This window comes from Lacrimispora indolis DSM 755 (genome assembly GCF_000526995.1).
In the GTDB taxonomy this organism is placed as follows: domain Bacteria; phylum Bacillota; class Clostridia; order Lachnospirales; family Lachnospiraceae; genus Lacrimispora; species Lacrimispora indolis.
In genome coordinates this window covers 4,614,556-4,628,193 of the sequence record NZ_AZUI01000001.1, presented here as the reverse complement: position 1 = coordinate 4,628,193, position 13,638 = coordinate 4,614,556, and the positions used below count along the sequence as shown (strand labels likewise).

The window sequence follows — 13,638 nt, the reverse complement described above, 5'->3', positions numbered from 1 at the left end:
TTCACCATTTACATTCGTTCCGGCGCCTCAATTCCCAATACGCCGATGCAAGCATTCAATACATCCTTGGCAAGCCTGATCAGACGGATCCAGGATGCCTGCCGCTCTTTATTCTCTTCAGATATGATCTTTGTATCATGATAAAAACGGTTAAAGGCATTGGCAAGCTCATAAATGTACTGGCATATCTTATGGGGTGCAAGCTCCCCAAAACTTGTTTCCATAATTTCATTGTATCTGGAAAGCTGAAGCATCAGATCTTTTTCCGCCTCCGTTGCAGCAGCAAGAATCTTCTCTTCTCCCTGGTACTTATCTTCAAGACCCTGGTACTTTGCCAGAATGGACTTGATCCTTACAATGGTATAAAGGATGTAAGGGCCGGTGTTTCCTTCAAAGGATACAAAACGGTCCATATCAAACACATAGTCCTTTGAGGCCTGATTGGATAGATCCCCATACTTTAAGGCCGCCATTCCAACGATCTTTGATGTTTCTTCTGCTTCTGCCTCAGAAACGGTACGGTTCTCCATGATCTTTTCATAAGCAGCCTGGCTGATGTCTGATATGAGGGTTTCCAGACGCATGACGCCCCCATCCCTTGTCTTAAAGGGCTTTCCGTCCTTTCCGTTCATGGTACCGAAGCAAAGATGGGACATCTTCTTATCCTGTGACACAAAGCCGGCCTTTTTCGCCACACGGAATACCTGAATAAAATGAAGTTCCTGGCGCTTATCTGTGATATAGATATACCAGTCAGGCCTTATCTCTTTTTCCCGCTCAATGATGGTTCCAAGATCAGATGTGGAATAAAGGGCCGCACCGTCGGATTTTCTTACGATACAAGGCGGAAGTTCTTTGGAATCTCCCTCTTCTCCAATATCCACTACAAGGGCTCCCTGGCTTTCATAAGCAAGTCCCTTGTCCTCCAGCTCTTTAATCAAATCTGTAATATAGGGTTCCGCATCGCTTTCCCCTTTCCATAAATCAAAGGAAACATTGAGATTTCCATAGTTTTTCTTTAAATCTGTCACAGATACTTCTATAATATGCTGCCAGATGGCGCGGTAAGGCTTAAAACCGTTTTGAAGCTTTAAAGTGGCGTCATGGGCTCTTGTGCTGAATCCCTCATCAGACTTGGCTTTTGCACTGGCCGCCGGATAGATTTCCTCCAGCTCGCTGATGGTAAAGGGCGCTTCCTTTGGATACTCTCCTTCATAGGATTCATCAAAATAGGGAAGCTCCGGCTTTCTGTCCTTAAGCTCCTCAATGATCAGCCCCATTTGGAGGCCCCAGTCGCCAAGATGAACATCTCCGATGACATGATGTCCAAGAAAACGGCCCAGCCTCTTAATGCTTTCCCCGATAATAGCAGAGCGGAGATGGCCTACGTGCAGCGGTTTTGCCACATTGGCGCCGCCGTAATCCACCACGATCGTTTTGGGATCTTCCGTTTTTTCACAACCGCACTGCTCTTCACCGGCCATGCCATTCATATATTCTGCAAGATAATCCGAATCAAGTTTTAAATTGATAAATCCCGGCATCACCGCATCCACTGCGGCAAATATACGGCTGGCCGCAAGCTTTGCCACCACTTCCGTTGCAATATCAAACGGTTTCTTTTTATAAGCCTTGGCAGCTGCCATAGCTCCGTTGCACTGGTATTCGCAAAGATCCGGGCGGTTGGATAAGGTCACCTTTGCATAAGCCTCATCGTATCCGCAGTCCGCAAACGCTGCCTTCATCTCTGCCGTAATCAAATCAAGAATCTTCTTCATCGGTCCCTGGTCTCCTTTTTCTATTCCAGATATTTCTAAGCTAAATACTAATTATATTACAACTGATCTTAAAAATCAAATTCTTTTACTGGATCGTACAAATTTACCTCAGAGGTCAAATAGAGAAACATATTTTCTCATTTCAATAAAATAAGCTCCTTTTTAAGTTATGGGGCGGACAATCCTCACTTTTTCCAAAAAGGAGCGTTCTTTTATGTATTACACATACCTGGCACAACACAGCAAAAAAGACCGGGCAGCCCGGTCCTTTTCTTTCTGATTAAACTCTGGACAGGTATTCACCTGTACGTGTATCAATCTTAATCTTATCACCCTGATCAACAAATAATGGAACGTATACCACTGCACCGGTTTCAACCGTAGCTGGCTTGGTCGCGCCCTGGGCAGTATCGCCCTTAAATCCCGGCTCTGTATCTGTAATGACCAGTTCCACAAATAACGGAGGCTCTACGGAGTACACCTTACCATTATAAGAGCATACCTTAACCGTCTCATTCTCTTTCACAAACTTTAACGCATCACCGATTACATCCGGCGCTAGTGCTACCTGCTCATAGGTATTGGTGTCCATAAAGTTATGAAGATCGCCATCGGCATACAGATACTGCATGTCTAATCTGTCGATTCTTGCCTGTGGGAACTTTTCTGTCGGGCGGAATGTGCGCTCTACAACGCCACCGTTTACCACATCTTTAATCTTAGTTCTTACGAACGCAGCACCCTTTCCAGGTTTTACATGCTGGAACTCCATAATCTGATATACAGTACCCTCGATCTCCAATGTGATACCGTTTCTAAAATCACCCGCTGATATCATAAATGATATTCCTCCTTGAATTTCTCTTCTTAACCTTTTATATTCTATACTATAACAAACACATTTTCAACCGTTTTTTACAAATATCTCCCTTTTCTTTGAATCAAAGGGCTTATTTTCCTGTTAAAAAATCCATTGCCAGAGCGTATCCTTTAAGCCCCAGCCCAACTACCTGTCCCGTACAAACGGGAGCAGTCACTGATGTATGGCGGAACTCCTCCCTTTTATGGACATTGGATATATGGACTTCAACCTTGGGAATCTCTACAGAACCCAGCGCATCTCTAACGGCATAGCTGTAATGGGTAAAGGCTCCGGGATTGATGATGATCCCTTCTGTCCCGTTGTGATATGCCTCCTGAATCTTATCGATGATTCCGCCTTCATAATTACTCTGATAGACCTCCAGTTCATGGCCTTCTCTCCGGGCTTTTTCCTCCAGCATGGATACCAGAGCATGATAATCCTCTGTTCCGTATATTCCCTTTTCCCGTATCCCTAAAAAATTCAGATTCGGCCCGTTTAAAACAAGAATTTTCATATCCTCCTACCGCCTTTTCTGCCCACACGTTTTTTGCGAAAAGATATCTCCCAAAGGCATGTCCGGCAGTTTCTTTCTAATGTCCGCAAATCAGGGGCTCGTTTGTAATATCCTGTATGTTTTGGATCAGCCGGCTTGTCCGGACCGTTTCATCCGTATTATAACCGGTTGAGGGGTCTTTTACCCGCCGGAAATATTCCCACTTTTGATGCCCATCATTTTTGTTTTTTCTTATCCCTGTGGTAAAAATACAGTACGACTGCTTCTAAAACTCGTTTTAAAACGATCTGGATTTCTTCCTTTGGATGAATCGGTTTAACCAGGATGCTGTGGATTCCTGCTCTCTTTGCACCATAAACATCGGTGAAAAGCTGGTCTCCTACAAACACCGTCCGTTTTACGTCCGTACCCATTAATTCCATGGCCCTTAAGTATCCTCTTCGCCCCGGCTTGTTTCCTTTATAAATGTAGCGGGGACTTCCCGCAGCCCTGGCAAAGGCAGCTACTCTCGGCTCCTTGTTATTGGAAAGAAGGCAGGTTTCCATCCCAAGCTCATGCAGCCGTAAAAACAGCTTCTTAGCCCTTTCATCCGCAGGTGCGTCATGAGGTACCAGAGTATTGTCAATATCAAAAATAACGCCTCTTATCCCGCTCTTATATAACTTTTCAAAAGGTATGTCATATGCAGAAGCCGCGTCTTCATCCGGATAAAATATTCTAAGCATAAATCTCCTACTTCTTTAACAGTTTTCCTATTTCTTCCATAAACGTATTCACGTCTTTAAATTCCCGGTATACGGAAGCAAAGCGCACATAAGCTACCTCATCCACTTCCTGCAGCTTTTTCATAACAAGCTCTCCGATCACCGTGCTTTCCACTTCCTTTTCCTCCCGGTTAAATACCTGGGTTTCTATCTCATCTACCATGGAATCAATCTGCTGTGATGATACCGGACGTTTATGGCAGGAATGAAGAATTCCTGATTCTATTTTTGAACGGTCGTAAACCTCTCTGGAATTATCTTTTTTAATTACCATGAGAGGCATGGTCTCCAGCTTCTCATAGGTAGTAAACCGTTTTCCGCATTTCTCACACTGTCTGCGGCGTCTGATGGAACTGTTGTCGTCTGCCGGTCTGGAATCAATGACCTTTGTATCTGCTTCATTGCAAAATGGGCATTTCACGTTTTGGGTCCTCCTGTCTCACGGACTGTAATTTCATTGGCATAATTTACTTCATGAAAGCAAATACCAATCAAACTTCTTTATAGTATATATATCATAACGTACAATCCTCAGATCCGCAAGCCCATCCTCCTTATATCCCGCATTTTTCCGTTGCTTTATCCAAATCCACATTTACAAGGATGATATCCGGACCAACCTGCCTGATGTCACAGAAGGGGATCACATATTCCCTTTCCCTGACCAAAAATCCGCAAAAGCAACCTGGCCCAGGCACAATAATGGCTAAAAGGCAACCTGTTTCCATGTCAAAATCCACATCACCAACATAGCCCAGACGTCTGCAGTCACAGATGTTAATTACTTCTTTTTGTTTCAGATCATTAACACTAAATTGATATCAGTGAATACACTGTACATTATTATTGGAATTAAATAGCAATTTAAACGCTATGCAATTTCCCCTTGTTTACATGGGTAAAATCACTGGAAATTTAAGCCGTCTTGACATAAACCCAGGCTATTACGCTATAGATGCCGCTAGCACAATATCAGGTGCGCCAGAAGGGACATCATACACGGGATTTATACAGTTGCCTGTCGCAGCATACAGAACACAGATTATTTTGGGTTTTGCCGATAACGGGATAAAAGTCAGGCAATACGTTGGAAATCCGGCAGCTTGGTTTTCATGGAAATGATCATTTAGGCCTTTTTCCACATACAATACACATTCAAGTCTTGACTGGATATGGTAGACCCTGACAAGTTCGTAACCACTATTGTTTGACGGTAAATATGCTTTATTATAATGCTTTGTGTACTCGCCCCGGGTAATGCGAACATGGTGGATACTAATAAGTATCCTGTTTTATCTGGTATTACAAATTGCGCACTTGCGCCCGTAGCCAGTGACGATATGGTAAATGGTACGGTACTGTCCGTAAATTTATTTTCTAAATTGCTATTTATTTGTGAGAATAATTCCGATGAACGAATAGTAATACTACTAATTCTCCTTGCAATGAATATAGTACCCGCCACGAATCATAGAAACTTCAGCAATATAAGGTATATCATTAAGGTGAAAAGTTATAGGCTTTTGTGTATTTATAAAAACTAGTTTCTCTCCAGTTGATTTTGCATACTTTTCTATGCATGAACAGATTACTTTTGTAGATGGATATGTTAACGACTCTTCTAAATCAATATGAAAACCTTTTTTAAACATAAAAGCTCCTTTCAGTGAATTATTCTCACATATTGATTATACAAAACTATAGGAATAAGTCAAATAATGCAATTAAGATTTAACTGATTTATCGTACATTGAAAACTTAATATTGATAGTTAGTAGGTATGGTGATATTCTACTCATAAGTATTTATTTCAAAAACATTGGGGGAGTCGAAATGAAAGTGGGAGAAGTATGTTTATTGACAAATGATGTTATCCGATTATCAAATTTTTATAAAATATTATTTGATATCGATAATGGCAGTGACGATAATAATCACCAATTTATCATATCGGAGGATACAACACTGACTGTTTATAATGACGGGATAGAGCGAGATGCGAACCTACATAACATCTGTATTGCTTTTACAGTTGATGATGTAGATGTAGAGTTTAAGAGATTAAAAGCACTTGGTATCCAAATTATTGAACCACCAACCGTAAGACCGTGGGGGGCAAGGAATATGAGCTTTTTAGACCCCGATAATAATTTGATAATTTTTAGGTGTTTTCCCCAAAAATAGAACGATAAGCAAAAAATTAAATACGAGAAAACTACTAACTATCAGTATTAAGCTGGTAGTTTTTTTGTACTCAGAATGAAGCGGTTTAATACAGAACTGATATTTATGAATGTCTAAATAAAAAAGGCCATAGTCTATCCACATATGACAGTCTATGGCCTTTAGATCTTAAACTGGTAATGGCGATTTACCAGTCATGTTATATTTTTTATTCCAACTATCTTCTGTACTTTTCCATACATCTTGTTGACCAATTTTAGCTTTAATATCTGCATTCTCCAATGCTTTTGCCACAATAGGTGCCATAGTATTTGCCATCTTCTCATAATCAATGATTCCGGATAATGCTGCATTCAACTCTGCAGATATACCGGCCTTAAAATCATAAGAAGGGGTATCGTAGGAAACAGAGGCTTTTGTATCTACCATGTCAAAGAATTCCCTGCTGACTTGTACGTTGGTATCTATTGATGGCAGAGATATATCATAATCTGTCAGTTTGTCAGCAAAAGAACCTACTTTTGAATATATGACACCAAATTTATCTATAATACCATTCATTAGTCCTACAGTAAAGTAGTCACCAATCTGAAACGCCTTTTTTGACGGTGAGTGCTCATCAAATCCTTTTTTAAACCCATCTATTACACCTTGGGCAAAAGTAGCAATGCCAGTTCCTAACCAGTCCGTCAAATTCGTAATGCCTTCCCATAGACCTTTAATGACGTTTTCACCCACAGTAATCATTTTCTTCGGTAATTCTCCAAAAAACTCTATTACCTTGTCAATGATAGTTGGGACCTCTGTCTTAAAGTATGATATGGTATTGGTAGACCATGTAGATATTTTCTCTTTTATTTTTATTATCGTATCATATATCTTACCCGGCATTTCAGAGAACCATTTCACAGTGCCGGCAATTACTTCTGATACTTTCTGGTTAAATACATTGTAAGTTTCAGTCCCCCATGTTGCAACTTTGGTTATAAATGTAGAAATTCCAGAATAGATTTTCCCTGGCATCTCTGAAAACCATTTCACCACAGAAGCTATAATTTCAGGTATTTTCTTTGATAAATAGGTGAATAAATCCACTCCCCATCTTGTCACAGTTCCTAAAGCATATCCTAACGCATATCCAAGCTTCTCCGGCAATTCGTTAAACCAATCAGCGATATCTTCAATGACACTGCCCACTTTTTCTGGCAGGCCAGTCAAATATTCGATAAAACCATCCCACTTACTTGAAGCAGTAGTTTTTACAAGTTCCCATACAGAGGAAAGCTTTTCTGGAATAGATTCAAAAAACGGAATTACAGTATCATTCCACCACGCCGGAACTGTCTGCGTCCAAAACTCTTTTATTTCATCCCAATGAGTGACCGTGTAAACGACTCCAGCTACTACTGCTGCCACAGCCGCAACTACAAGAGCACCAGCCGCAGCTACACTTATCCCAAGTGCTGACGCAAGGGCAACAACTCCGCTTACTATGGCTGTTCCTAACCCACTTATTGCTCCAACTATTAATCCAGGTATTGTTGTTGTAAAAAATGTCTTTATGGGAACCCAAATTAACCCCATTAATACAGACGGCAAAGAAGCCCCTGTTTCAGCCATAGTTGTAGTTATCGTGGTTATAATGGCACTGCTTGGAAATGCCTTGGCCAGTAATTTCCCAATACCGGAAAAAGTCAATCCTTTACTGATAGAAGTCATTATCTTTGCAGACAGTAACTTTCCAAGCCCCGTAAATTGTAAAAGTCCAAAAGTCGTAAGAATTGTTGTTTCAACTGGTGCTGCACTAAAAGATCCTTTCCAGAGATCAATTCCAGCTCCTATAGCTTTCCATATGGCTTCTCCTACTTTGCCACCGATTTCAAGAAAATCAATGGATTCAAGGAATGTACCTATCTTAATCCCTATTAGAGACCAATCTGTATTATCCAGTGCTGCTATTAATGCGTCTAATAGACCTTTGGCCCAGACATTTAAAGTGGACCCGGCAGAGGCAAAATCAAACGTAGTAAAGAAATTGTTAATCCCACTGGCAATTGAATTGCCCAGGTTCGTCCAGTCAAAGGCTATTCCAAAAGCAAGTGCCGCGTACAAGGCAGTATTTAAAGCCCCGGCAATCGTCTTACCTACAGCTCCAAACAGTTCTGGTGTAATAAGGCCGTTAAAGAACTCTGCAAGCCCTGTACCGAAGCCACTGGCAATAGAATAAACAGCCGGCCAGTTTATGTTTTCTAATGCTCCGGTCAAACCATCGCTAATATATTTGCCTATGCCAAAATAATCACCAGACTTGAACGCATTTACAATCCTGTCTGCCATAGCCTGTGCATTGTTTTCCACATTAGCAAAAGCAACATCCCATGCTTTCTGGTATTCAGAAAACGCGTCCAGGAAAGCGTCATCTAAAAGATTGCCCCCTGCTCCGCCGGAACCTCCAGAACCACCACTTCCAGCATTACCTGAGCTTACAACATTCAAATCATCAAACCCCTGAAGGTTATCGGCCATCTTCTTTGTGTTCTTTGCGGCATCACCTGTGCTGTCTGCAATGCCGTCAGCTGCGTCCTCCATGCCACTTAAATCTGTAGCCGCCGAACCAATAGAAGAACTAAAATCTCCAACCTTGATTCCTAGAAGACCTCCTATCCATGAAAATAACCGCTGTACAGCTATTACCAAGGCATTAATATAAGGAAGTACTTTCGCAACAATAGGCAGGAACAAGTTGCCTATCGTCCTTGCAAGGTTTGCAAAATTAGATTGCAGAAGTCGTAACTGATTCGAGGGCGCATCAAGTGTATTTGCCAAGTCTCCCCAGGCGTAACGGGTGGAATCCAGTAATATAATTCCTCTCAATAATGCCTTATCCTGCTGATTTAAAGCAGTTATTTTTGCATTAATACCGAGATCAGATAATTTCTCTTGTAGATTTACATTACGAATATTAACACCGTATTTATCTAGAGTCCGACTCATACCGACCATGCCGGAAGCCATATCTTCCCATACATCTTCAAACTTCATATTTCGTACAGATGCAAGGTCAGCTCCTATCATAGATAGAGCGTTTGATAGCTGCAGGGCCGTTTCAGAGGCAACACCCATAGAGGAAGCCATCTGTCCAAAAGTAGCTTGATAATTCATAAGCCTTTCTGGATCAATACCAAGACTAACTGCGCCGGTAGATTTCAAATTCCCATTCTCATCTGCCATGAAGCCGGACATTTTCCCAGTTAACTCCTGTGCACGTTTACTAAATGAAGCGGCATAAGCTTCTGCTGATTCATAGCCGAACTTCTCCCAACTTTTTACTCCAGCGTCGGCAACTTGTCCCCACGCGGCATCGAAATAGTTTAGGGTTTCTATGTAATCCATAGATGATTCTGTGGCTTTCCATAGGCTTTTCATTCCTCGAATTATCATGAACCATTTCGCATAAAACAGGCCAATCTGAGAAACGAGTCCTTTTGTGCTTTTCCCTGCCCTTCCTGCACTTCGAGAATAAGTATTTAGACCGTTTACCATTGCGCGACTTGCACTTGATACCTTAGAACCATTGGAAGCCAAGTTGGCCAGTGCATTGGTCATTAGGATAAGGTTTTGGCTAACCACTGGTGCACGGGATAATGTTGCCATCAACTGTGACAAGGCTGTGCCTAATTGCTGAATATTTGGTATAGCCGCTGTAGCTGTCTTTCCTCCTAGTTTTGTTATTGAAGAAACGAGATTTGCCAGCCCACTTGTATCAAAACTGAGCGCACCTATCCCGTTCATGCCACTTACAAACCTTAAAAGCTGATCTTTAATTGGCTTAAGGTTTGCTGCGGCCTGTGTGGCCTTTGTGCCGCCAAGACGGCTAATATTGTTTACAAGATTATTCAGTCCCTCGATATTAAACGAAACACTACCAACGGAATTCATACTGGATACAAAACTGTGCAGAGAAGTTGAAATCTGTGGAAGGTTCTGTACTGCCTGTGTGGCATTTACACCACCTAATCTGCTTATTGAGGATACCAGTTTATAGAGAGAATCCGGATTAAAGTTCAGACTACCAACATTGTTCATTCCAGAAACAAAATCGGCCATACTGGTTTTTAAAAACTCCAGATTCTGCGTTGCTTCCGTGACCGAAGCACGTCCCAGCTTTGAAATGGAATTTGCAACATTAGTCAGAGTTTCCGTATCAAATTTAAGATTTCCAATACCATTTATACTATTTGAAAAGCTTTCCATAGCGTGAGCCGTATTGCTTACTCCTTGAACATCAACCGCCGCCAGTTTATTAAGGCCACTGGTCACTCTGGAAAAATCCGCAGTTTTAGTCCGCTCATTAAAGCCTTGGATAGATGAAGCAATCTGATTTATTCCAGAGGCCACCTGACTCGCTCCGGACATTTCTATCCCGGATAAAGCAGATTGCAGGCTCAACATCTTTTGTATGAATTTGTCTATTTTAGCGTCAGCACTGGTCGTACTGGCATCTATTTGGACTTTCAGATCGTCAATTACATCAGCCATGGTTTCACCGCCCTTTACACATACAAAAAAAGGCGAGTGAATTTTCGTCCATCACTCGCCCTTCTTTTTACGTTTCATATCATTTTCCATTGTTCCAGCAGCAAAAATGAAGCCTTGTAAGGCTTTTTCACTTTCTGACCGCTTTTCCTCTTCTGTCTTTGGTGTTACACGTATCGGTTCTTCAAAATACTTACCTTTCCGCTTTCTTTTAATAAATGGCATTGCATTACATACAGTAGCGTCCAAAGCTGAAGCAACATACTGGCCCATGAGCCACATTTCGTCACTACGTTGTTGCCGCTTTCTTCGAAAGGCCTCTACAAATGGCAGAAGCTTCCGAGGATTTAACCGCCAGAATAAATCATACGGAACTCCCATATTTAATGCTTCTGGCAAATACTGTTCCCAGATTATTTTGTGGAAGTTGATTTCCTTTTGTGATCCTGTGGAATCTTCCCGGATTTGGACTTCTGTTCTTCCGCCGCTTCGCTCATCTGAGCAATTACCTTGTCCATTCCGGTGAGTTTGAAAAAACCATCTTCTTCCATGCAGTCTCTCAGGAAATCATACATTCCCCAGAATGAAGCACACTCATCATCTGGATTCTCCTTGACAAACTGCTTAAATAGGGCTTTGGCTGCCTGTTCGTTTTCCACCGGATTGTTTTCCAGCAAGCCGGCATAAAGAGCCGTAACAGCGATTTTGGGAATGTCTGAAACCATATCAGATGTTCCATTCAAAATGGCCGTTGCAACGGATATCTTTTCATTCTCATCAGTTGGACCATTCTTCATAATGTAACTGCCAGAAATGACTTTAAATATACTGTCCACACAATCTTTATACTCTGCAGCTTCAAAGGAAAATTCCACTTTATAGTCCTTACCGCCAATCGTTAAAATCCTCATATTTTAATACCTCCCATACTTATTTATTAAGGTTCTTCCGAAGGTTCAGTTGGTACAATAGGATCATCCCACCCGATTTCTCCGGTTGGCGTAACAGATACACTGGTATCCCAAGCATTGTCAACGTCGGAAGCCGCCCAACCTAATCTTGCTGGCACGCAAGTAAAGTAAAAAGCCTTTGTCAGTCTCGGGTGATAAAACTCCAGCCACATACGCTTATTTGATTCTTGAGCCGTATCGTACTCATCACAAAGATCTTCCCACATATCCAGGAACACCTGCGACATACCAAACGTGATTGCAAGAGCTCCGCCCGGATCTTTCAGTCCATCAATATACCGTTTCCAGATGGTATCGTTTAAAGATGTTACATCATAGCTGCCCACTTCCGGATTAAAGTCAGGGATACTTTTGGGATTCGGCAGATCAGTAAAGGCTGTGGGCTTTGTTCCAGCTGTTGTTTCGATCCCATATCCGACATGGATACCAGCAGTTGATAAATCTACAGCTTTTGCCATAGGTCATATCCTCCTTTTTGCATAAAAAAGAACCTCGCCATTAGACGAAGCTCAAAGATAATTGCTCATATTTTTATATCAAATCGCCCTCGCAATAGGTCCTATGGAACCTTGCAATCCAACGATAGGCTTCTGATGTGCTTGATCGGTCTACTTCCAAAGGACCATACTTCAAAATGAATCCTAGTTCCATCATAATGTCAGCGGCAAGGAAGATCAATTGCTTTGCCTTACTGGAAGAACCGGAATCATAAATGGTAATTTCAAAATCAGCAGATATGGCACACTGCTTATTCTGTAGGGAGCTGCTTGTTGTCGGCTGTCCCAGGCTTTTGAAATAAAGATAGGGAAAAGCGGACGGCTTCTCATTTTTTGTTGTGCCACTCTCTTTGATGTATTTTTTTATTTTCTCATCACTCACCAACCGGGTATAAACCAGAGAAGAAATATCAAGCATTACTGGAACACCTCCTTATGCGTGATGAAGACTTCTTAAATCACCATCATAAAACAAATCACTCGGCTCTCTAATTCCATAAAATGAATATCGCCTATGCACTCGCTTATAAGGGACTCCATATATCTCACACCATTCCGCAAGACATTTATCTACGCCGTTTATTATGATCCTTACATTGCTGGTTTTATTTCTTGCCTGTTCTTTCATTGTAATAAACATACAATTATCTGGGCTATAACTTTCATTTAGGTTTCTTCTCTCAATACTCAACTGAGGATTCCATCCATTTTCATATGCCCATTTTGCAAAGGCCTTAAAATTGTCTATCCATTCATCACAAACCCCAATTCCTCTGGCACCATATGTATAATATCTTTCCGACTTTTTGTCATAGCACCTTTGCTTCATATTTTTCCACACATTGTATAATTTCTCATAATCCACAGAAGTAAGCCCTAATACATTTTTACCCAAACACCACATCTCCTTATATAAAAATAAGACACGACATTTCACCGTGTCTTAACAAAAAAAGGACATCAAGGGTACACCCTGATGTTTCTTCATTTTCTTAGCCAAAGATTTCTTTAGCTACTACCTTTATTTTTTCTCTTATCTCAACTGACGCTGAATACATTGGCATCGTAGCTTTGACACCATATGAATGATGCCATTCGTTATCCTCTCCAAAGTACCACCAACCAGATTCATTAAAAGCCCACTTCTGTCCTGGAAATGTACCTACGCCCATACCAAATTCTGGTGCTTTGGGATTTTCAGTATGATTGTAGTGTATGCCACTCCCAAATTCAACGAGGAGCAAGGTGTTTATGGTTCCGTAGTCATTGGACTTCGTTTGTCCGGTGGCTACAAGAATAGCTTTGCAACCGTCTGTCCTAGGCTCCATTTCCACCCGAAGAGTAATTGTTTTACCTAAGGGGGATTCGCTGATACTTTGTAGGGCCACAGTCTGGCCGGCTTCTGCCAGACGCTGACATAGTAGTTCGGCTTTCCTGTGCAAGTCTGCTTTATACTGTTCCAACTGATTGATAATATCCTGGATTCCTTTTGATGAGAAGTTTCCTCGGATTACTTTCTTGCTCATGAT

General features: G+C 41.5%; 14 protein-coding genes and 1 pseudogene. 1 reads left to right on the top strand and 14 read right to left on the bottom strand.

Annotation, left to right across the window (positions count from 1 at the left end):
* Positions 1-8: 8 nt before the first annotated feature.
* The 7 genes and pseudogenes from argS to K401_RS34260 all read right to left on the bottom strand — a co-directional run bounded on the left by argS (position 9) and on the right by K401_RS34260 (position 5,573).
* Complete coding sequence (gene argS / locus K401_RS0122510; protein ID WP_024295065.1) at positions 9-1,778, bottom strand: arginine--tRNA ligase; 1,770 nt, start codon at positions 1,776-1,778, stop codon at positions 9-11.
* A 280-nt stretch (positions 1,779-2,058) separates the two neighbouring features.
* Positions 2,059-2,616: an elongation factor P gene (efp, locus tag K401_RS0122505; RefSeq protein WP_013272990.1), complete on the bottom strand. Its 558-nt coding sequence runs from the start codon at positions 2,614-2,616 to the stop codon at positions 2,059-2,061.
* Between the two features lie 112 nt (positions 2,617-2,728).
* On the bottom strand, positions 2,729-3,157 hold the full coding sequence (gene aroQ / locus K401_RS0122500) for a type II 3-dehydroquinate dehydratase (protein ID WP_024295064.1): 429 nt from the start codon (positions 3,155-3,157) through the stop codon (positions 2,729-2,731).
* 215 nt (positions 3,158-3,372) lie between these two features.
* Positions 3,373-3,882: a YqeG family HAD IIIA-type phosphatase gene (locus K401_RS0122495; protein WP_024295063.1), complete on the bottom strand. Its 510-nt coding sequence runs from the start codon at positions 3,880-3,882 to the stop codon at positions 3,373-3,375.
* Between the two features lie 7 nt (positions 3,883-3,889).
* Positions 3,890-4,342, bottom strand: a complete 453-nt coding sequence (gene nrdR / locus K401_RS0122490) for a transcriptional regulator NrdR (RefSeq protein ID WP_024295062.1) — start codon at positions 4,340-4,342, stop codon at positions 3,890-3,892.
* 133 nt (positions 4,343-4,475) lie between these two features.
* Positions 4,476-4,730 (bottom strand): annotated as a pseudogene (locus K401_RS0122485) (PRC-barrel domain-containing protein); the annotation flags it as partial.
* 621 nt (positions 4,731-5,351) lie between these two features.
* Positions 5,352-5,573 carry a DUF4318 domain-containing protein gene (locus K401_RS34260; protein ID WP_024295059.1) on the bottom strand — a complete coding sequence of 74 codons (222 nt, stop codon included), beginning with the start codon at positions 5,571-5,573 and terminating at the stop codon, positions 5,352-5,354.
* Between the two features lie 181 nt (positions 5,574-5,754).
* On the opposite strand from K401_RS34260, the gene K401_RS0122470 reads away from it, so the two are divergent.
* Positions 5,755-6,105, top strand: a complete 351-nt coding sequence (locus K401_RS0122470) for a VOC family protein (RefSeq protein WP_024295058.1) — start codon at positions 5,755-5,757, stop codon at positions 6,103-6,105.
* A 168-nt stretch (positions 6,106-6,273) separates the two neighbouring features.
* Here the strand turns inward: K401_RS0122470 and K401_RS33680 are convergent, their stop codons facing one another.
* The 7 genes from K401_RS33680 to K401_RS0122435 all read right to left on the bottom strand — a co-directional run bounded on the left by K401_RS33680 (position 6,274) and on the right by K401_RS0122435 (position 13,635).
* On the bottom strand, positions 6,274-10,644 hold the full coding sequence (locus K401_RS33680) for a hypothetical protein (RefSeq protein WP_024295057.1): 4,371 nt from the start codon (positions 10,642-10,644) through the stop codon (positions 6,274-6,276).
* Positions 10,645-10,695: 51 nt separating this feature from the next.
* On the bottom strand, positions 10,696-11,040 hold the full coding sequence (locus K401_RS0122460; protein WP_242842330.1) for a hypothetical protein: 345 nt from the start codon (positions 11,038-11,040) through the stop codon (positions 10,696-10,698).
* 14 nt (positions 11,041-11,054) lie between these two features.
* Complete coding sequence (locus tag K401_RS0122455) at positions 11,055-11,552, bottom strand: hypothetical protein (protein WP_024295055.1); 498 nt, start codon at positions 11,550-11,552, stop codon at positions 11,055-11,057.
* Positions 11,553-11,578: 26 nt separating this feature from the next.
* Positions 11,579-12,070, bottom strand: coding sequence for a hypothetical protein (locus K401_RS0122450; RefSeq protein ID WP_024295054.1), 492 nt, complete (start codon positions 12,068-12,070; stop codon positions 11,579-11,581).
* 73 nt (positions 12,071-12,143) lie between these two features.
* Positions 12,144-12,527 (bottom strand): hypothetical protein, encoded by a 384-nt coding sequence (locus K401_RS0122445; protein ID WP_024295053.1) that lies wholly within the window; start codon positions 12,525-12,527, stop codon positions 12,144-12,146.
* Positions 12,528-12,542: 15 nt separating this feature from the next.
* A complete protein-coding gene (locus K401_RS31460) occupies positions 12,543-13,004 on the bottom strand; it encodes a hypothetical protein (protein ID WP_024295052.1) in 462 nt (153 codons plus the stop codon).
* A gap of 97 nt (positions 13,005-13,101) precedes the next feature.
* Entirely contained in the window at positions 13,102-13,635 is a 534-nt protein-coding gene (locus K401_RS0122435; protein WP_024295051.1) for a hypothetical protein, read from the bottom strand.
* Positions 13,636-13,638 lie beyond the last annotated feature (3 nt).

Coding starts and splice junctions, on each gene's coding strand:
- K401_RS0122455 (WP_024295055.1), bottom strand. CDS start 11,552: ATGAGGATTTTAACGATTGGCGGTAAGGACTATAAAGTGGAATTTTCC.
- K401_RS0122450 (WP_024295054.1), bottom strand. CDS start 12,070: ATGGCAAAAGCTGTAGATTTATCAACTGCTGGTATCCATGTCGGATAT.
- K401_RS0122470 (WP_024295058.1), top strand. CDS start 5,755: ATGAAAGTGGGAGAAGTATGTTTATTGACAAATGATGTTATCCGATTA.
- K401_RS34260 (WP_024295059.1), bottom strand. CDS start 5,573: ATGTTTAAAAAAGGTTTTCATATTGATTTAGAAGAGTCGTTAACATAT.
- K401_RS33680 (WP_024295057.1), bottom strand. CDS start 10,644: ATGGCTGATGTAATTGACGATCTGAAAGTCCAAATAGATGCCAGTACG.
- argS (WP_024295065.1), bottom strand. CDS start 1,778: ATGAAGAAGATTCTTGATTTGATTACGGCAGAGATGAAGGCAGCGTTT.
- aroQ (WP_024295064.1), bottom strand. CDS start 3,157: ATGAAAATTCTTGTTTTAAACGGGCCGAATCTGAATTTTTTAGGGATA.
- K401_RS0122495 (WP_024295063.1), bottom strand. CDS start 3,882: ATGCTTAGAATATTTTATCCGGATGAAGACGCGGCTTCTGCATATGAC.
- efp (WP_013272990.1), bottom strand. CDS start 2,616: ATGATATCAGCGGGTGATTTTAGAAACGGTATCACATTGGAGATCGAG.
- K401_RS0122445 (WP_024295053.1), bottom strand. CDS start 12,527: ATGCTTGATATTTCTTCTCTGGTTTATACCCGGTTGGTGAGTGATGAG.
- K401_RS0122435 (WP_024295051.1), bottom strand. CDS start 13,635: ATGAGCAAGAAAGTAATCCGAGGAAACTTCTCATCAAAAGGAATCCAG.